The 19594-nt window shown below is 69.4% G+C and carries 16 protein-coding genes; 1 reads left to right on the top strand and 15 read right to left on the bottom strand.

Features of this window, described 5'->3' with window-relative positions; translation table 11 throughout:
• Window positions 1-79: 79 nt before the first annotated feature.
• The 14 genes from ABFX81_RS13840 to ABFX81_RS13905 form a co-directional block, all read right to left on the bottom strand.
• The gene (locus ABFX81_RS13840; RefSeq protein ID WP_086851557.1) at window positions 80-550 is read right to left on the bottom strand and encodes a GNAT family N-acetyltransferase; all 471 of its coding nucleotides are present in this window, start codon (window positions 548-550) and stop codon (window positions 80-82) included.
• Window positions 550-780, bottom strand: coding sequence for a helix-turn-helix domain-containing protein (locus ABFX81_RS13845; protein ID WP_086600810.1), 231 nt, complete (start codon window positions 778-780; stop codon window positions 550-552). The genes ABFX81_RS13840 and ABFX81_RS13845 overlap by 1 nt, the downstream gene beginning before the upstream one ends.
• Window positions 780-1277 carry a DUF2975 domain-containing protein gene (locus tag ABFX81_RS13850; RefSeq protein WP_086851555.1) on the bottom strand — a complete coding sequence of 166 codons (498 nt, stop codon included), beginning with the start codon at window positions 1275-1277 and terminating at the stop codon, window positions 780-782. Before ABFX81_RS13850 ends, ABFX81_RS13845 begins: the two co-directional genes overlap by 1 nt.
• Before the next feature lie 319 nt (window positions 1278-1596).
• Window positions 1597-3561, bottom strand: coding sequence for a TIGR03960 family B12-binding radical SAM protein (locus ABFX81_RS13855; protein ID WP_346138111.1), 1965 nt, complete (start codon window positions 3559-3561; stop codon window positions 1597-1599).
• A gap of 87 nt (window positions 3562-3648) precedes the next feature.
• On the bottom strand, window positions 3649-5154 hold the full coding sequence (locus ABFX81_RS13860) for a CHAD domain-containing protein (protein WP_086853880.1): 1506 nt from the start codon (window positions 5152-5154) through the stop codon (window positions 3649-3651).
• Window positions 5155-5209: 55 nt separating this feature from the next.
• A complete protein-coding gene (gene rodA, locus ABFX81_RS13865) occupies window positions 5210-6412 on the bottom strand; it encodes a rod shape-determining protein RodA (RefSeq protein ID WP_086853882.1) in 1203 nt (400 codons plus the stop codon).
• Entirely contained in the window at window positions 6409-8655 is a 2247-nt protein-coding gene (gene mrdA, locus ABFX81_RS13870; RefSeq protein ID WP_086853884.1) for a penicillin-binding protein 2, read from the bottom strand. Before mrdA ends, rodA begins: the two co-directional genes overlap by 4 nt.
• Window positions 8656-8803: 148 nt before the next feature.
• Window positions 8804-9475, bottom strand: coding sequence for a rod shape-determining protein MreD (gene mreD / locus ABFX81_RS13875; protein WP_086853886.1), 672 nt, complete (start codon window positions 9473-9475; stop codon window positions 8804-8806).
• Window positions 9476-9488: 13 nt separating this feature from the next.
• Window positions 9489-10436: a rod shape-determining protein MreC gene (mreC, locus tag ABFX81_RS13880; protein WP_086853889.1), complete on the bottom strand. Its 948-nt coding sequence runs from the start codon at window positions 10434-10436 to the stop codon at window positions 9489-9491.
• A gap of 144 nt (window positions 10437-10580) precedes the next feature.
• A complete protein-coding gene (locus tag ABFX81_RS13885) occupies window positions 10581-11600 on the bottom strand; it encodes a rod shape-determining protein (RefSeq protein ID WP_006133575.1) in 1020 nt (339 codons plus the stop codon).
• A gap of 266 nt (window positions 11601-11866) precedes the next feature.
• Window positions 11867-12280 (bottom strand): nucleoside-diphosphate kinase, encoded by a 414-nt coding sequence (gene ndk / locus ABFX81_RS13890; RefSeq protein ID WP_020271915.1) that lies wholly within the window; start codon window positions 12278-12280, stop codon window positions 11867-11869.
• Window positions 12281-12346: 66 nt separating this feature from the next.
• A complete protein-coding gene (locus ABFX81_RS13895) occupies window positions 12347-12703 on the bottom strand; it encodes a DUF4233 domain-containing protein (protein ID WP_086853891.1) in 357 nt (118 codons plus the stop codon).
• 6 nt (window positions 12704-12709) lie between these two features.
• Window positions 12710-14230, bottom strand: coding sequence for a bifunctional tetrahydrofolate synthase/dihydrofolate synthase (gene folC / locus ABFX81_RS13900; protein ID WP_086853893.1), 1521 nt, complete (start codon window positions 14228-14230; stop codon window positions 12710-12712).
• Between the two features lie 126 nt (window positions 14231-14356).
• Complete coding sequence (locus ABFX81_RS13905) at window positions 14357-16981, bottom strand: valine--tRNA ligase (RefSeq protein WP_086853895.1); 2625 nt, start codon at window positions 16979-16981, stop codon at window positions 14357-14359.
• A 137-nt stretch (window positions 16982-17118) separates the two neighbouring features.
• On the opposite strand from ABFX81_RS13905, the gene ABFX81_RS13910 reads away from it, so the two are divergent.
• Window positions 17119-18081 (top strand): hypothetical protein, encoded by a 963-nt coding sequence (locus ABFX81_RS13910; protein WP_346138112.1) that lies wholly within the window; start codon window positions 17119-17121, stop codon window positions 18079-18081.
• A 60-nt stretch (window positions 18082-18141) separates the two neighbouring features.
• Here the strand turns inward: ABFX81_RS13910 and clpX are convergent, their stop codons facing one another.
• Window positions 18142-19428 carry an ATP-dependent Clp protease ATP-binding subunit ClpX gene (gene clpX / locus ABFX81_RS13915; protein ID WP_086853897.1) on the bottom strand — a complete coding sequence of 429 codons (1287 nt, stop codon included), beginning with the start codon at window positions 19426-19428 and terminating at the stop codon, window positions 18142-18144.
• Window positions 19429-19594 lie beyond the last annotated feature (166 nt).

Here is a 19594-nt window from a genome sequence, read left to right on the forward strand (position 1 = left end):
CGCCCCGTCCGGCTCCAGCACCGCACAGCCCCGCCCCGTTCTTCCGCAGATCCTCCACCTGGCGTCATGATCATACGGTTCACGCGTCCGCGGCCCGGGCTTGCAGGAGCCGGGGCGACTCCTGGAAACCGCACCGCGCGTACGCGGGGATCGCCCGCCGGGTCGAGTGCACGGTCACCCGCTCCAGCCCGAGCTCCCGGGCCTCGTCCAGAACCGCCCGGATGAGCCGTCCGCCCAGCCCGCCGTCACGCGCCTCCGGTACGACGTACACGCACTGGAGGTCGCCGGAGGCCCGCCGCGGCGCCCGTGGCGTGGGCACCCGCTGCACCACCGCCAGCCAGGCCATGCCGATGACGACGCCGTCGTCACGCACGACCACCATGCACCGGTGCGAGCCCGCGTTGTCCCGGGCCCAGTCGACGAAGTGCCGTAAGAATTCCTCGCGTTCGCCGGGGGCCTCGCCGCCGCTCTCGACGAGCCACTCCCAGCGAAGTGCCGCCGCGGTCGCCAGTTCGCCGGTCCGGGCCGGGCGGATGCTGATGTTCTCCATCAGGACATTGTCCGGTCGGCGGCCCCGTCCGCCTCCCAGCGCAGCAGATCCCCCGGCTGGCACTCGAGGACCTCGCAGAGGGCGGCGAGGGTCGAGAAGCGGACCGCCTTGGCGCGGCCGTTCTTGAGGACCGCCAGGTTGGCGGGGGTGATGCCGACGCGTTCCGCGAGTTCGCCCACGGACATCTTCCGCTTGGCCAGCATCACATCGATGTCGACGGCGATCGGCATCAGATGACCTCTTCCAACTCGGCCTGCATCCGGGCCGCTTCGACGTCCCGTGCGACGGCCTGGGCGAGCAGCATCCGCAGTACGAGCACGACCAGCGCGACACCCAGCACGGCCACGACGACCCCGCAGAGCAGCAGCACCACCCCGGGAGCGACGGCCTCGCCCGGCGCGAGGACGACCGCGAGCGCGAAGACCAGCAGGGCGGCCGCCACGAACGCGCCGATCACGATGTGCACGTACCGGAAGGCGGCCGTGGAGAACACCGTCCCGCGACGCACCATCGTCACCAGCCGCCACACACAGACCAGGACGACCTGGGCGGTCACGACACCCAGGACCAGGATCACCAGGATCGGCGTGCGCAGGTACGCGTACTCGGGCTTGAGCCCGTTCATGTCGATGGCCAGCAGCGGGACCATCACCCCCTGCACGAACAACGACCCCGCGAGCAGCACCACGAGCACCACACGCAACGCCGCCACGGCCAGCTTCCCCATCGCCACTCCTTCGATCGAGCTACGATGGAAATCTATCGAAAATCGATATGCGAGGCAATGGGACGTCAGCCCTCGACGTACACGGCTCCCCCATGGCGTACACGGCTCCCCCAGCACATGGCTGAACCGGGGGAACCTGAGCCGGGCCGGCCCCCAAGGGGAACGCCGCCGACCCCGCCTGCCCAGCGGGTCCCCCGAACGGCCGGCCTCTCACCTGCCGGCCCGGCCTGTCGGAAGAGAAAAAGCCCCCTCCGGGTCGGAGGGGGCTCCCCGTGCGGCGAGACGAAAGCGGTGCCGCCGTCGGACGACCGTCAGCGCGTCAGTGCGCGTGACCGCTCGGCGCCGGTTCCGCGTTCTTGACCGTCAGGGGCAGGAGCTTCTTGCCCGTCGGGCCGATCTGGATCTGGGTGTCCATCTGCGGGCAGACCCCGCAGTCGAAGCACGGCGTCCAGCGGCAGTCCTCGACCTCCGTCTCGTCAAGGGCGTCCTGCCAGTCCTCCCAGAGCCAGTCCTTGTCGAGGCCGGAGTCCAGGTGGTCCCAGGGGAGGACCTCCTCGTACGTGCGCTCACGGGTCGTGTACCAGTCGACGTCGACACCGAAGGGGACAAGCGCCTTCTCGGCGCACCGCATCCAGCGGTCGTACGAGAAGTGCTCGCGCCAGCCGTCGAAGCGGCCGCCGTCGTCGTAGACCGCGCGGATGACGGCGCCGATCCGGCGGTCGCCGCGGGACAGCAGGCCCTCGACGATGCCGGGCTTGCCGTCGTGGTAGCGGAAGCCGATGGAGCGGCCGTACTTCTTGTCGCCGCGGATCTTGTTCCGCAGCTTCTCCAGGCGGGCGTCCGTCTCCTCCGCCGACAGCTGCGGGGCCCACTGGAAGGGGGTGTGGGGCTTGGGGACGAAGCCGCCGATCGAGACCGTGCAGCGGATGTCGTTGGACTTCGAGACCTCGCGGCCCTTGGCGATGACCTTCGTCGCCATGTCGGCGATCTGGAGGACGTCGTCGTCGGTCTCCGTCGGCAGGCCGCACATGAAGTACAGCTTCACCTGACGCCAGCCGTTGCCGTACGCCGTCGCGACGGTCCTGATCAGGTCCTCTTCCGAGACCATCTTGTTGATGACCTTGCGGATGCGCTCAGAGCCGCCCTCGGGGGCGAAGGTGAGGCCGGAGCGGCGGCCGTTGCGCGTGAGTTCGTTCGCCAGGTCGATGTTGAAGGCGTCCACGCGGGTGGACGGGAGGGAGAGGCCGACCTTGTCGTCCTCGTAGCGGTCCGCGAGGCCCTTGGCGATGTCGCCGATCTCCGAGTGGTCCGCCGAGGAGAGGGACAGCAGGCCCACCTCCTCGAAGCCCGTCGCCTTCAGGCCCTGCTCGACCATGTCGCCGATGCCCGTGATGGAGCGCTCGCGGACCGGGCGGGTGATCATGCCGGCCTGGCAGAAGCGGCAGCCGCGGGTGCAGCCGCGGAAGATCTCCACCGACATGCGCTCGTGGACCGTCTCCGCGAGCGGCACCAGGGGCTGCTTGGGGTACGGCCACTCGTCGAGGTCCATCACCGTGTGCTTGGAGACCCGCCACGGGACACCGCTGCGCTTCGGTACGACTCGGGCGATACGGCCGTCCGGCAGGTACTCGACGTCGTAGAAGCCGGGCACGTACACCCCGCCCGTCTTCGCCAGGCGGAACAGCAGTTCCTCGCGGCCGCCGGGGCGGCCCTCCGCCTTCCAGGCGCGGATGATCGCGGTGACCTCGAGCACGGCCTGCTCGCCGTCGCCGATCACCGCGCAGTCGATGAAGTCCGCGATCGGCTCGGGGTTGAACGCGGCGTGGCCGCCGGCCATGACGATCGGGTCGTCCAGGCCGCGGTCCTTGGCCTCCAGGGGGATCCCGGAGAGGTCCAGGGCCGCCAGCATGTTGGTGTAGCCCAGCTCCGTGGAGAAGGACAGGCCCAGCACGTCGAAGGCCTTCACGGGCCGGTGGCTGTCCACCGTGAACTGCGGGACGCCGTGCTCCCGCATCAGCTCCTCGAGGTCCGGCCACACGCTGTAGGTGCGCTCGGCGAGGACGCCCTGCTGCTCGTTGAGGACCTCGTAGAGGATCTGGACGCCCTGGTTGGGCAGGCCGACCTCGTAGGCGTCCGGGTACATGAGCGCCCAGCGGACGTCACAGGAGTCCCAGTCCTTGACCGTGGAGTTGAGTTCTCCGCCGACGTACTGGATCGGCTTCTGCACGTGCGGGAGCAGAGCTTCGAGCTGCGGGAACACCGACGCAGCGACTTCGGCAGACATGTCGCGCACCTTCGTGAGCTGGACTGAACGGACAGGGTGACCATCCAGACTAACGCGACCGGGCCGCAGCTCCGTACGCGCGGGAGATCACAGGCCCGCCGCCCCGCCCTCGATCCGCTCCCAGAATCCGGGCAGCTCGGTCTCCACGCGCACCGCCCGCTGCTCCTCGCGCTCGTGGAGCAGGCCGTAGGTGAAGGAGCTCTCCCCGGCCGCGTGGGCGACCGCCGACAGTTCGCGCAGTGCCTGCCGGGCCATCACGCTGTCCTGGTGCTCGCCGAGCAGGATCTGGAGCGCTTTCATGGACTTGACCAGGTCCTTGGCGGGCTTGCCGAGGGCCGGTCGGGCTGCCTCCGCGGCGTAGCGGGCGCGTTTGGTCTTCTTGCGGGCCTCGTGGATCGCGACGTCGCGGTCGGTGCCGGGTTCCAGTTCCACGGCCCGCTCGACCAGCCCGGCGACCTTGCGGAAGTCCTTCTGCACGGCCTCGGCGATCGGCTTGCGGGGTTTCTTGCCGGCCGCCTTCCCCAGGGGCGGGTCGGCGATCAGCGCGTCCAGGGTGTCGAGCAGGGCGAGGTAGCGGCGGGAGTCCAGGACGCCGATGAGCCGGACTCGGGCCCCGCCGTGCTCGGTTCTCACCCAGGTGTGCAGCCGCTCCGCGACCGGGCCGCGGACCAGGGTGGCCGGCACCTCGTCGAGGGCCGCCGTGAGCCGTTCGGTCAGCACCTCGCGGTCCCGGTCCAGTCCCAGCTCACCGGCCAGCCATTTCAGCTCGTCGCCGACGGAGTCGGTGACGGTACGGTCGAGGATCTCGCCGTAGGACTTGAAGGTGCTGCGCAGCCGGCGGGTGGCCACGCGCATGCAGTGCACGGAGTCCTCGGCGTCCCGCCGCACGGCCGGGTCGAGTTCGACGATGGCGTCCCGCTGGGCGCGCACGTACGCCAGGACGTGGTCCGAGGCGGTCACCGGTTCCCCGGCCGGGGCGGACGCGCGCCGCTGGTGCGGTGCCGTCTCCGCCAGGGCCCGCGCCAGCTTCGACGCCGAGGCCGACGGTCGGATGCCCGCCTTGCGCAGCCGCTTCTCCACCTTGTCGAGGAAGGCGGGGTCTCCCCCGTCGGCGAGCTCCACCTCGATCTCCGTCCACTGCGCTTCGCCACCGCCGGCCGTGAGCCGGTCGGCCCGTACGGCGTCGACGCTGACCTCGGCGAGCAGCCGGCCGTCGGCGTCGACGAGGTGGCGTACGTCGCGGTCGGAGCGCAGCCGGACGACGGGCAGCAGTTCGCCGTGGCGGACGCGGGAGCGGACGAGCCCGGCGAGCTCGCCGGGGAGGGTGTCGGAGAGCGGGGCCTGGATCTCGTCGCGGACGCCGGGGGCGACGGGGAACTTCAGATGCCAGCCCGCGTCCGAGCCGCCGGTGCGGCGGCGCAGGGTGACGGACGACGCGGCGAGGCGTTCGTCGGCGGTGTCGTAGTAGGTGGCGTCGAGGTGGGCGACGCCCTTGTCGAGCACGGCCGCGACCCCGGCGACACCGGTCAGGTCGGGGAGTCCGCTGTCCTCGGACTCGTATTTCCGCTCGATCTCGCGCTTGGTGTCCGCCATGGACCGAATCTAGTGGGCACGGGGGCGGGGCGGCAGGGGGCCGCCCCGCCGGTGTTCACGCCGACATCGGGCGTTGGACCCGGATGGACTGCAACAGACCGATCGCTATCCACACGGCGAACATCGACGAGCCGCCGTACGACACGAACGGCAGCGGCAGTCCGGTGACCGGCATGATGCCGAGCGTCATGCCGATGTTCTCGAACGTCTGGAAGGCGAACCAGGCGACGATGCCGGCGGCGACGATCGTGCCGTACAGGTCGCTGGTCTCCCGGGCGATACGGCAGGCCCGCCACAGCACGATGCCGAGCAGCAGGATGATCAGTCCGCCGCCGAGGAAGCCCAGTTCCTCCCCGGCCACGGTGAAGACGAAGTCCGTCTGCTGCTCGGGCACGAACTGGCCGGTGGTCTGCGAGCCGTGGAAGAGGCCGGAGCCGGTCAGACCGCCGGAGCCGATGGCGATGCGCGCCTGGTTGGTGTTGTAGCCGACGCCGGCCGGGTCGAGCTCGGGGTTGGCGAAGGCGGCGAAGCGGGCGATCTGGTAGTCGTCGAGCACCCCGATCTGCCAGACGGTGATCGCGCCGATGGCGCCCGCGCCGAGCAGCCCGAACACCCACCGGTTGGTGGCGCCGGAGGCGAGCAGCACGCCGAGCACGATGATGACCATCACCATGACCGACCCGAGGTCGGGCATGAGCATCACGATGACCATGGGCACGGCGGCCAGGCCCAGCGCCTGCACGACCGTGCGGTGGTCGGGGTACTGCCTGTCGCCCGCGTCGACTCTGGCCGCCAGCAGCATCGCCATGCCCAGGATGATCGTGACCTTCACGAACTCCGAGGGCTGGAGGGAGAAGCCGCCGGGGAGCTTGATCCACGAGTGGGCGCCGTTGATCGTGGAGCCGAGCGGGGTGAGCACCAGCAGGATCAGCAGGACCGAGAGGCCGTACAGGACCGGCACGGCTGTGCGCAGGCCGCGGTGGCCGAGCCAGATCGTGCCGGCCATCAGGGCGAGGCCGATGCCGGTGTTCAGCAGGTGCCGGACGAGGAAGTAGTACGGGTCGCCCTGGTTGAGCTCCGTGCGGTTGCGGGTCGCCGAGTACACCAGGAGCGTGCCGAGCAGCGACAGGGCCGTCGCCGACAGCAGGATCGGCCAGTCGAGGCGCCGCGCCACCGAGTCGCGGGCCAGGAGCCTGGTCCAGCCGGAGCGCTCGGGGCCGTAGCCGGAGACCTGGAAGCTGTTCACACCGCCGGTCATGTCGGCAACCTCCGGCTTCCCCGCCGGCGCCGGCGCCTTCGGGTGTCACGGTTCTCCGGCGTCGGCGGGGCCGCCGTCGCCGGCTGGAGCGGGTCGGCCGGGGCGTTCGGGTCCTTCTTCTTCGCCTCCTGGTCCTTGGCCGGGTCCTTGGGGACCTTCGGGGAGGCGATGGTGCCGTCCGTCTTGACCTTCGGCAGGGTCTTCTGCGGGGTGGGCAGCAGCGCCTTCTTCGGGTCGATGTCGCCCTCCGGGGAGACGCCGTACAGCGCGTTGTAGATGTTGCGGACAGCCGGGCCGGAGGCTCCGGAGCCCGTACCACCCTGGGAGATCGTCATGACGACCGTGTAGTCCTTGGTGTACGTGGCGAACCAGGAGGTCGTCTGCTTGCCGTAGACCTCCGCCGTACCCGTCTTGGCGTGCATCGGGATCTTGTCCTGCGGCCAGCCGCCGAACCTCCAGGCGGCCGTACCGCGGGTGGCGACTCCCGCGAGGGCATCGTCTATCTCGTTGCGCGTCTTCTGCGTCATCGGCAGCTTGCCGTGCGCCTGGGGCTTGATCGGGGTGACCGTCTTGCCGTCTGCGCTGATGACGGCCTTGCCGACCGAGGGGGTGTACATCGTGCCGCCGTTGGAGATGGCTCCGTAGATCGTGGCCATCTGGATCGGCGTGACGAGCGTGTCGCCCTGGCCGATGGAGTAGTTGACGGAGTCACCGGCGCGCATGCGGTTGCCTTCGAGGCAGTTCTCGTAGGCGATTTTCTCGGCGTAGCTGCCGTTGCGCTTGCCGGTGCGGCACCAGGCGTCCTTGTTGGCCTTCCAGTAGTCCAGCTTCCACTTGCGGTCGGGGACGCGGCCGGTGACCTCGTTGGGCAGGTCGATGCCGGTCTCCTTGCCGAGGCCGAACTGGTGGGCGGTCTTGTAGAACCAGTCGTTGGTCTTCTTCTTGGGCTTGGTGCCGCCGTCGCGCTTCCACTCCTCGTGGGAGAGCCGGTAGAAGACCGTGTCGCAGGAGACCTCCAGGGCGCGGCCGAGGCTGATCGGGCCGTATCCCTTGGACTCGAAGTTCTTGAAGACCTGGCCGCCGATCGAGTACGAGCTGGAGCACTGGTAGGGGCCGTTGAAGGAGTAGCCCGCGTTGACCGCGGCGGCGGTCGGGATGACCTTGAAGATGGAGCCGGGGGCCGACTGGCCCTGGATCGCGCGGTTGAGCAGCGGGTAGTTGGAGTTCTTGCCGGTGAGCCGCGTGTAGTCCTTGGCGGAGATGCCGCCCACCCAGGCGTTCGGGTCGTACGTCGGGTTGGAGGCCATGGCGACGACGCGGCCGGTCTTGGCCTCCATGACGACGACGGCGCCGGAGTCGGCCTTGTAGTTCGTGCCCGTGTTGCGGTCGTGCTGCTTGCGGGCCTCCTTCATCGCCTCGTTCAGCTGGTACTCGGCGATCCGCTGGACGCGGGCGTCGATGCTGGTGACGAGGTTGTCGCCGGGGTGGGCCGGGTCGGCCTCGGCCTGGCCGATGACGCGGCCGAGGTTGTCGACCTCGTAGCGCGTGACGCCGGCCTTGCCGCGCAGTTCCTTGTCGTACTGGCGCTCCAGGCCGGAGCGGCCGACCTGGTCGGAGCGCAGGTACGGCGAGTTGGTGTTCTGCGCCTTCTTGATCTCCTCGTCGGTGACCGGCGAGAGGTAGCCGAGGACCTGGGCGGTGTTGGCCTTGCCCGGGCTCGGGTAGCGGCGCACGGCCTGGGGCTCGGCGGTGATGCCGGGGAAGTCCTCGGCGCGCTCGCGGATCTGGAGGGCCTGCTTGGGGGTGGCCTCGTCGGTGATGGGGATGGGCTGGTAGGGCGAGCCGTTCCAGCAGGGCTGGGGCGTCTCGGCGTCGCACAGCCGGACCTTCTCCTGGACCTCCTTGGGCTTCATGCCCAGGACTGAGGCGAGCTTGGTGAGGACGTCCTTGCCGTCGTCCGGCATCTTCAGCAGGTCGGTGCGGGAGGCGGAGACGACCAGTCGCGTCTCGTTGTCGGCGAGGGCCACGCCGCGCGCGTCCAGGATGGAGCCGCGGACGGCCGGCTGGACGACCTGCTGGACGTGGTTCCCCGATGCCTCCTTGGCGTACGCCGCGCCCTCACGGATCTGGAGGTACCACAGGCGTCCGCCGAGGGTGAGCAGGAGGGAGAGGACGAGGACCTGGATGACGACGAGCCGGATCTGGACCCGTGAGTTCCGGCCGGTCTCGGGAATGTTGGTCACTGCGGCCGCCTCCCCCTCTCGGTGCGCGTACGGATGTGCGGGTACGAAGGTGTCTCCGGGCACGCGTGTGCGGATACGAGTGAGGAACGACGGGCCCCGGAGCCGGCGTTCCTACCGGAGCGGCGCGTTCGGGTGAACTTTCCTGCGGTCACAGCCGCTTGACCCCCTTGATGCGCCCCGCCCGCGCCATCCGTGCCCGGGCCGCCTTCACCCGCAGCCCGTTCCGCTGGCTGCCGATCCTCAGACCGGTGCCGCCGGAGAGCCAGCCGGAGGAGATGTCCGTGGCCTTGGCCGCGGAGCCGGTCTCGGCGAGCGGATCGTTCTCGGCGCGTCTGGCCAGTGCCATGACCCCCGGCACCACGAACGGGGCGAGCAGCAGGTCGTACAGGGCGGCCGTGAAGAGCAGGCTCCCCAGGCCCACATGGCGGGCGGCGGTGTCACCGACGAGGGCACCGACCCCGGCGTACAGCAGGGTGGAGCCCAGGGCGGCGGCGACCACCACGACCATGGGGCCGGTCGCGGACTTCAGCCGGCCCGTATCCGGCTTCACCAGGCCCGCGAGATAGCCGATGACGCACAGCACGAGGGCGTAGCGCCCGGCGGCGTGGTCGGCGGGCGGGGCCAGATCGGCGAGCAGGCCCGCGCCGAACCCGACGAGGGCGCCGCCCACATGGCCGTACACCAGGGCCAGGCCGAGGACGGTGAGGAGCATCAGGTCGGGCACGGCGCCCGGCAGTTGGAGGCGGGCGAGGACGCTCACCTGGATGACCAGGGCGACGACGACCAGGGCGGAGGAGAGCAGGATCCGGTTGACGCGCATGAAGTGACAGCTCCTACTGCTCTTGCTGGTTCTGGCCGTCCACGGGGGCCTCGGCGGACGGCGTCACGGTCACCGTCACCGTCGGCCTGGGGGTCGGCTTCGGCTTGGGCGGGAGAACCGTGTCGCGCGGGTCCTTCTTCGGGGCCTCGACGACGACACCGACGATGTCGAGCTTGCTGAAGGCGGCGTACGGCGTGACGTAGAGCGTGCGGGTCAGCCCGCCGCCGGACGGGTCGACGCGGGAGACGACACCGACGGGCACGCCGGGGACGAACGGCCGGTCGGCCTGCGAACCGAAGGTGACCAGACGGTCGCCCTTCTTCACCTCCGCCTTGCCGTTGAGGAGTTCCACGCGCAGCGGGCGGTCGCCCTGCCCGGAGGCGAAGCCGAGCTCGTCGCTGTCCTCCATCCGGGTGCCGACCGTGAAGTCGGGGTCACTGGCGAGCAGCACCGTGGCGGTGTTGGGTCCGACGGTGGTGACCCGGCCGACGAGCCCGTCCCCGTTCAGGACGGTCATGTCGCGCTTGATGCCGTCGTTGGCGCCGACGTCGATGGTGATGGTCCAGGAGAAGCCCTGCGCGGCTCCGATGGCGATGACCTCGGCGCCCTTGATGCCGTACTGGCCCCGGCCGGAGATCTTCAGCATCTTGTCGAGCTGCTTGAGGCGGCTGCGGCTGCGGTCGTCGCTGCCGAGCCGCGCCTTCAGGGCCGCGTTCTCCTCTTCCAGCACGGCGAGCCGGTCGTGCCGCTCACCGGAGTCCCGGATGGCGGAGACGGCGTTGCCGACCGGGTCGACCGCGGCCGCCACGCCGCTCTCGATCGGGCCGAAGACCGTCGCCGCGCCCTTCCGGGCACCGTCGACCGGGGAATCCTCCCCACCGCGAATGTCCACCGTGATCAACGCGAACGCGATGGCGATCAGCAGCACCAGGAGCAGCCGGCTCTCTCGTGTGTCCCTCACGTGCGGCGGCCGTGCCCTTCCTCATAGGAATTCGGGAAGCCCCAGGGAAACCCGAGGGGCTGCATTGTGGGAGCTTATGCATCTATATCAACGATCCGCCGTACGAGAGGAGATCGTCCCGTACGGCGGAATCGAAGAGTTACGTCATCTGCGCGGCTGGGCGTCCAGCACCTGCTGGAGCGCCTCGAACTCCTCGACGCACTTTCCGGAACCGAGCGCCACGCTGTCCAGAGGGTCCTCGGCGATGTGGATCGGCATACCGGTCTCCCGGCGCAGCCGCTCGTCCAGGCCCCTCAGCAGCGCTCCACCGCCGGTCAGAACGATTCCTCGGTCCATGATGTCGCCGGACAGCTCCGGCGGACACTTGTCGAGGGTCGTCTTGACGGCGTCGACGATCGCGTTGACCGGCTCCTCGATCGCCTTGCGGACTTCCGCCGCGGAGATGACGACGGTCTTCGGCAGCCCGGAGACCAGGTCCCGGCCTCGGATTTCGGTGTGCTCGTCGGTGTCCAGGTCGTACGCCGAACCGATCGTGATCTTGATCTGTTCGGCCGTGCGCTCACCCAGCAGGAGGGAGTACTCCTTCTTGATGTGCTGGATGATCGCGTTGTCCAGTTCGTCGCCCGCGACACGGATGGACTGGGCGGTGACGATGCCGCCGAGGGAGATGACCGCGACCTCCGTGGTGCCGCCGCCGATGTCGACCACCATGTTGCCCGTGGCCTCGTGGACCGGCAGGCCGGAGCCGATGGCCGCGGCCATGGGCTCCTCGATGATGTGCACCTGGCGGGCGCCGGCCTGGGACGACGCCTCGATGACGGCGCGGCGCTCGACGCCCGTGATGCCCGAGGGCACACAGACGACGACCCGCGGACGAGCCAGATACCGCCGCTTGTGGATCTTCAGGATGAAGTAGCGGAGCATCCGCTCGGTGATCTCGAAGTCGGCGATCACACCGTCCTTCAGCGGACGAACGGCAACGATGTTGCCGGGCGTGCGCCCGATCATCTTCTTCGCTTCGGCACCGACCGCGAGGATGCCACCGGTGTTGGTGTTGATCGCGACGACGGACGGCTCGTTGAGTACGATCCCGCGACCCCTGACGTACACCAGCGTGTTGGCGGTCCCGAGGTCGACAGCCATGTCACGGCCGATGAACGACATTGAGTTCCCCATCAGGATTCGTCTGGCCTTCCCACTAGCTTTTGAGGGCTTTTCAGGTAGGCAAAGGTGGGTGCTGTGACGTGAAGGCTTCCATCGTAGACGCGCCTTCGCGAACACTGCGGGAGGGTCTCCGCCAATGTCAGCAGATGCTGTGCGGGTTCGCTTGTGGAGACGGGCGTTCGGGGGCGATCGTTCCCTCGATCGGCACGTATATGCCAGAAAAGTCTGGGAGCGGACGCCCCCAGACTTTGCACGCCCTACGCGTCTTAGGCGCGACCCGGGAAGAAGATCTTCACTTCCCGCTCGGCGGACTCCTCCGAGTCGGAGGCGTGGATCAGATTCTCCCGGACGATGACGCCGTAGTCGCCGCGGATGGAGCCCGGGGCCGCGGCGATCGGGTCGGTCGGGCCGGCGAGAGCGCGCAGCCCCTCGATGACCCGCTCACCCTCGACGATCATCGCCACGACCGGGCCGGAGGCCATGAACTCCACCAGCGGCTCGTAGAAGGGCTTGCCCTTGTGCTCGCCGTAGTGCTGCTCCAGCGTGTCTTGGTCCAGGGTGCGCAGCTCCAGCGCGGTGATCGTCCAGCCCGCCTTGCGCTCGATGCGGCTGATGATCTCGCCGGTCAGGCCACGACGGACGGCGTCGGGCTTGAGGAGGACGAGGGTGCGCTGGCTCACGACGGGCTCCTTATGTATCAAGGTTGTGCGGGTGGGACGAGATTACCCGGCGTGTCGGGGCGCCTGTTACGCAGCGTCAGGTGTGGAGGAGCCGGACCGGTCGGCGAATCTCGCCTTCGCCTCGTCCACCTTCCGCCCGTAGTGCACGGACGCCCACCACAGGGCCGCGAAGACCACGCCCAGGAAGAACATCATCGGCACGGCGAAGCCCGACGCGATGAGCGCGATCTGCAACGCCCAGCCGAGCGCGACCCCGCCCGGGCGCGTCACCAGGCCGCACAGCACCAGACACAGGAACATCGCGACACCGCTGACCGTCCACACGGTCGTCATGGACAGGTCGGGGTCCTTCATGGCGACCAGACCGGCGAAGCCGATGATGAAGAACTCGCCGATCAGAGTCGACGAACAGAGCGTACGCACGGGATCTCAGCCCCTCCCCAGGAGCAGTCGGGCCTCGCCGACGGTGATGACGGAACCGGTGACGAGCACACCGCCGCCCGCGAACTCGCCCTCCTCCTCGGCCAGCGTGATCGCGGCCTCCAGCGCGTCGGGCAGCCGCGGCTCGACCTGGACGCGCTCCTCACCGAACACCTCGACGGCGATGCCGGCCAGCTCGTCGGCGTCCATCGCACGGTGGCTGGAGTTCTGCGTGACCACGATCTCGGCGAACACCGGCTCGAAGGCCTCCAGCAGCCCGCGCACGTTCTTGTCGCCGCTCGCGCCGACGACACCGACGAGCCGGCTGAACTGGAAGGCCTCACCGATGGCCTCGGCCGCCGCCCGGGCACCCGCCGGATTGTGGGCGGCGTCGAGCACGACGGTCGGGGAACGCCGCACGACCTCCAGCCGCCCCGGCGAGGCGACCGCCGCGAACGCCTTGCGGACCATGTCCAGGTCCAGCTGCTCGGCCCGCTGCGCGCCGACGCCGAAGAACGCCTCGACGGCGGCGAGCGCGACGGCCGCGTTGTGCGCCTGGTGCGCGCCGTGCAGCGGCAGGTACAGCTCCGGGTACTCACCACCGAGCCCGCGCAGCGTCACCAGCTGCCCGCCGACGGCCACCTGCCGCTCGACGACACCGAACTCCAGGCCCTCCCGGGCCACGGTCGCGTCCACCTCGACGGCCTTCTTCAGCAGCACCTGCGCAGCGTCGACCGGCTGCTGCGCCAGGATGACGGTCGCACCCTGCTTGACGATGCCGGCCTTCTCCGCCGCGATCTCCGCGTGCGTGGTGCCGAGCCGGTCGGTGTGGTCGAGGTCTATGGGCGTCACGACGGCGACGTCACCGTCGATCACGTTCGTGGCGTCCCAGGAGCCGCCCATGCCGACCTCGACGACGGCGACGTCGGCGGGCGCGTCGGCGAACGCCGCGTACGCCATGCCGGTGAGCACCTCGAAGAAGGACAGCCGGTACTCCTGCTGCCCGTCGATCATCTCGATGTACGGCTTGATGTCCTGGTACGTCTCGATGAACCGCTCGGGCGAGATGGGGGCGCCGTCCAGGCTGATGCGCTCGGTGATCGACTGCACGTGCGGTGAGGTGTAGCGGCCGGTCCGCAGCTCGAAGGCGCCGAACAGGGCCTCGATCATGCGGGCCGTGGAGGTCTTGCCGTTCGTCCCCGTGATGTGGATCGACGGGTACGACCGCTGCGGCTCTCCCAGCACGTCCATCAGCGCGGCGATACGGCTGACGGACGGCTCCAGCTTGGTCTCGCCCCAGCGTGTGGCCAGCTCCGCCTCGACCTCGCGCAGGGCCTTGTCGACCTCGGGGTCGGCGGGCCGGGTCGGGATGTCGGCGTCGGGCGGGCCGCCCTGGGTGCGCAGCGTTCGGCTGCCGGCTTCGATGACGGCGAGGTCGGGGTCGCGGGTGGTCTCCTCCGCGATGATCTCGTCGAAGGTGTCGAGGGGGTCGGGCTGGTCGTCGTCGTGGTCTGGAGGGAACTCGCTCACGGGGCCAGTCTACGGAGCGGCGGTGACATTGCTCGGGGGTGGTTTGTGTCGGGGTGTTCGCCCGGGTCGAACGCGTGGAGGCCCCGGCGCTCACCAGCACCGGGGCCTCCACGACCGTACGAACCCTTACGCCTGCGGCAGCCTCTCCAGCTGCGCCTGGATCCGGGCGATGTCCTCCTCCGCCTTGGACAGGCGGGTGCGGATCTTCTCCACCACGTGGTCCGGGGCCTTCGCCAGGAACGCCTCGTTGCCGAGCTTGGCGCCGGCCTGGGCCTTCTCCTTCTCCGCCGCCGCGAGGTCCTTCGCGAGGCGCTTGCGCTCCGCCGCCACGTCGATCGTGCCGGAGAGGTCGAGGGCGACCTCGGCGCCGGCGACCGGCAGGGTCGCCGTGGCCGTGAAGGCGTCGCCCTCCAGCTGCAGCCGGAGCAGCTGGCGGATGGCGGCCTCGTGCGCCGCGAACGGCGTGCCGTCCAGGGTCAGCCGGGCCGGGACCCGCTGGCCGGGCTGGAGCCCCTGGTCGGCGCGGAAGCGGCGGACCTCGGTGATGACCGACTGGAGGCTCTCGATCTCGCGCTCGGCGCCGGCGTCCCGGAAGCCACTGTCCTTCGGCCAGTCGGCGATGACGACCGACTCGCCGCCGGTGAGCGTCGTCCACAGAGTCTCGGTGACGAAGGGGACCACCGGGTGCAGCAGCTTCAGCGTGACGTCGAGGACCTCACCGAGGACACGCTTGCTGACCTCGGCCGCCTCGCCGCCCGCCTGGAACGTCGTCTTGGACAGCTCGACGTACCAGTCGAAGACCTCGTCCCACGCGAAGTGGAACAGGGAGTCGGACAGCTTCGCGAACTGGTAGTCGTCGTAGAACGCGTCGACCTCCGCGACGACCGTGTTCAGGCGGGAGAGGATCCAGCGGTCCGTCGAGGACATCGTCGACGGGTCCGGCAGCGGGCCGTCCACCGTCGCGCCGTTCATCAGCGCGAAGCGCGTCGCGTTCCAGATTTTGTTGGCGAAGTTGCGCGAGCCCTGGACCCAGTCCTCGCCGATCGGGACGTCGACACCCGGGTTCGCGCCCCGGGCGAGGGTGAAGCGCAGGGCGTCGCTGCCGTACTTGTCCATCCAGTCCAGCGGGTTGACCGCGTTGCCGAAGGACTTCGACATCTTCTTGCCGAACTGGTCGCGGACCATGCCGTGCAGGGCGATGGTGTGGAACGGCGGGGTGCCGTCCATCGCGTACAGGCCGAACATCATCATCCGGGCGACCCAGAAGAAGAGGATGTCGTAGCCGGTGACCAGGACGGAGTTCGGGTAGAACTTCGCGAGCGACTCGGTCTGTTCGGGCCAGCCGAGCGTGGAGAACGGCCACAGGCCGGAGGAGAACCAGGTGTCGAGGACGTCGGTGTCCTGACGCCAGCCCTCTCCGCTCGGCGGCTGCTCGTCGGGGCCGACGCAGACGACCTCGCCGTTCGGGCCGTACCAGACCGGGATGCGGTGGCCCCACCACAACTGCCGCGAGATGCACCAGTCGTGGAGGTTGTCGACCCAGTCGAAGTAGCGCTTCTCCATCTCCTGCGGGTGGATCTTGACGCGCCCGTCGCGGACGGCGTCACCGGCGGCCTTCGCCAGCGGGCCGACCTTGACCCACCACTGCATGGAGAGCCGGGGCTCGATCGTCGTCTTGCAGCGCGAGCAGTGGCCGACCGAGTGGACGTACGGCCGCTTCTCGGCGACGATCCGCCCTTCGGCGCGCAGGGCCGCGACGATCGCCGACCGCGCTTCCAGCCTGTCCAGACCCTGGAAGGGGCCGTGGGCGGTGATCACGGCGTGCTCGTCCATGATCGTCAGGGCCGGGAGGTCGTGGCGCTGCCCGATCTCGAAGTCGTTCGGGTCGTGCGCCGGGGTGACCTTGACGGCACCCGTGCCGAACTCCGGATCGACGTGCTCGTCGGCGACGACCGGGATGGAGCGGTCGGTCAGCGGCAGCTTGACCAGCTTGCCGATCAGGTGCTGGTAGCGCTCGTCCTCGGGGTGAACGGCGACGGCCGTGTCACCGAGCATGGTCTCGGCGCGGGTGGTGGCGACGACGATGGTGTCGTCCCCGTCGCCGTACTTCATGGAGACGAGCTCGCCGTCGTCGTCCTGGTACTCCACCTCGATGTCCGAGATGGCGGTCAGGCAGCGCGGACACCAGTTGATGATGCGCTCGGCGCGGTAGATCAGCTCGTCGTCGTAGAGCCGCTTGAAGATGGTCTGGACGGCCTGGGAGAGGCCCTCGTCCATGGTGAACCGCTCACGCGACCAGGCGACGCCATCTCCCAGGCGCCGCATCTGTCCGCTGATCTGTCCGCCGGACTCGCCCTTCCACTGCCAGACCCGCTCGACGAAGGCCTCACGGCCCAGGTCGTGCCGGGACTTGTTCTCCTTGGCGAGCTCCCGCTCGACGACGTTCTGCGTGGCGATGCCGGCGTGGTCCATGCCGGGCTGCCACAGCGTCTCGTAGCCCTGCATGCGCTTACGGCGGGTCAGGGCGTCGATGAGAGTGTGCTCGAAGGCGTGCCCGAGGTGCAGGCTGCCCGTGACGTTCGGCGGCGGAATGACGATCGTGTACGGCGGCTTGTCGCTCTTCTCGTCCGCCTCGAAGTAACCCCGCTCTACCCAGCGCTCGTACAGCGGCCCCTCTACGTCGGCCGGCGCGTACTGGGTCGGCAGGTCGGTGCTGGGCGCTGGTGGCTGCTGCTGAGCGTTCTCGGTCACGGGGGTCAGTTTAGAGGTGTCACCACCCCGTCCCGAAACGCGTTTGCTTTGTAACGGTGGGGGGCCCGATGCCATGGACACGGCGGGTCTGCGCCAGGATGTCTCGAACACATAAGCATCTGGAGGGGAACCCAGAAATGAGCTACAACCAGCCGGGCCCGTACGGCGGGCAGCCCCAGCAGCCCGGACCGTACGGGCAGCCGGGTCCCTACGGCCAGCCGCCGCAGGCCCCCCAGCCCGGCTACGGCTACCCCCAGCAGGCCCCTCCGCCCCAGCCCGGCTACGGCTACCCGCAGCAGCCCCCGCAGGGCGTCCCGCCCCAGCAGCCCGGACCGTACGGCCAGCAGCCCCCGTACGGCCAGCAGCCGCAGCCGCCCTACGGCCAGGCCCCGTACGGCATGCCCCAGCCCCCGGCCCCGGGCGGCGGCAAGAAGAAGACGGGCATCATCATCGGCGCGGTCGCGGTTGTCGCCGCGATCGGTGTGGGCGCGTACTTCGTGATCGGCGGGGGTGGTGGTGGCCTGGAGGACGACGGGCCCCACAAGCTCACGACGCCGGCGACGGTACTCAGCGACTACAAGCGCACCACGAAGGACGGGTCGACCGTCGGCGCCGACTCGACCTCGGAGCTGGAGAAGAGCGGCGTCAAGAACGCCAAGACCGCGGCGGGCCTCTACTCCACAGTGGACCTGAGCGACTACGACCCCGACGATCCGTCGTCCGCGGCGAAGATGGCGACGGCCAAGACCCTTTCGGTGGCCGGTGCCTACGGCGAAATCTCCGACCCGGAGGCGACTCTGGACCTGTTCTTCGCCAACTTCAAGAAGTCGGCCGAGAAGGAGTCCTCCACCGGGTCGGGCAAGCCCGAACTGATCGGCGAGCCCGAGGCGGCCGACCTCGACGGCGCGGTCATGAAGTGCCAGTCGGTCAAGGGGCAGGACCGGGCGACCAAGCAGGAAAAGACCAACTGGTTCTGCGCGTGGGCCGACTACAGCACCATCGCCATCGTGTCGCCAGGTGACGCGGCGCAGGGCGTCACCAAGGACGTGGCGATCGACCTCACCACCAAGGTCCGCGGGGAAGTCCGCGTCAAGGCCTGACACCGGCAACGACGAAGGCGCCCAGCAGAAGTGCTGGGCGCCTTCGCGTGCAGTGTGTGACTAGGCCGTCTTCTGCTCCCCCGGCCCCCGCCCCCGCGCATCCCGCGGAATCAGCGTCGGGTTCACGTTCGACTGGACGACGTCCGCCGTGATGACGACCCGGGCCACGTCCTTGCGGGACGGGACCTCGTACATCACGCCCTGGAGGACTTCCTCCATGATGGCGCGCAGGCCCCGCGCGCCGGTCTGGCGGAGGATGGCCTGGTCGGCGATGGCTTCGAGGGCCTCGCGCTCGAAGTCCAGCTCCACACCGTCGAGTTCGAAGAGCCGCTCGTACTGCTTGACGAGCGCGTTGCGCGGCTCGACGAGGATCTGGAGCAGGGCCTCGCGGTCGAGGTTGTGGACCGAGGTGATGACGGGGAGGCGGCCGATGAACTCGGGGATCATGCCGAACTTGACCAGGTCCTCCGGCATGACCTCCTGGAACTGGTCCTTGGACTCCATCTCGCGCTTGGAGCGGATCTGCGCGCCGAAGCCGATGCCCTTGGCGCCGGCCCGGGACTCGATGATCTTCTCCAGGCCCGCGAAGGCACCGCCCACGATGAACAGCACGTTCGTCGTGTCGATCTGGATGAACTCCTGGTGCGGGTGCTTGCGGCCGCCCTGCGGCGGGACGGAGGCCGTGGTGCCCTCCAGGATCTTCAGCAGGGCCTGCTGTACACCCTCCCCGCTCACGTCGCGCGTGATCGAGGGGTTCTCACTCTTCCTCGCGACCTTGTCGATCTCGTCGATGTAGATGATCCCGGTCTCGGCCTTCTTGACGTCGTAGTCGGCGGCCTGGATCAGCTTGAGCAGGATGTTCTCGACGTCCTCGCCGACGTAGCCGGCCTCCGTCAGGGCCGTGGCGTCGGCGATCGCGAAGGGGACGTTGAGCATCCGCGCGAGGGTTTGCGCGAGGAGGGTCTTGCCGGAGCCCGTGGGGCCGAGGAGGAGGATGTTGGACTTCGCCAACTCGATGGCGTCGTCGCGGCCGTTCGCCCCGCCGTTCTCACCGGCCTGGACCCGCTTGTAGTGGTTGTAGACCGCCACGGAGAGGGCCTTCTTGGCGGCCTCCTGGCCGACCACGTACCCCTCGAGGAACTCGTAGATCTCGCGGGGCTTCGGGAGCTCCTCCCAGCGGACCTCGCTGGTTTCCGCCAGCTCTTCCTCGATGATCTCGTTGCAGAGGTCGATGCACTCGTCGCAGATGTACACACCGGGCCCTGCGATGAGCTTCTTGACCTGCTTCTGGCTCTTGCCGCAGAACGAGCACTTGAGCAGATCGCCGCCGTCACCGATGCGTGCCACGGTGTGCTTCCCCTTCGCCTGGGAGACTCCTGGACGCCGACGTCCAGCGGACTCCTGGTGCTGCCTTATGTCCGACGGTACCTTGCCGGGCCCCTCGTTCGGGCCCCCCTTGGCGCGGTTCGCTTTGACGTGGACCGTCCCAAACCATGCCAAGGGGCGGCAGACG

The sequence above is a fragment of the Streptomyces coeruleofuscus genome (assembly GCF_039532725.1).
GTDB lineage: Bacteria > Actinomycetota > Actinomycetes > Streptomycetales > Streptomycetaceae > Streptomyces > Streptomyces coeruleofuscus.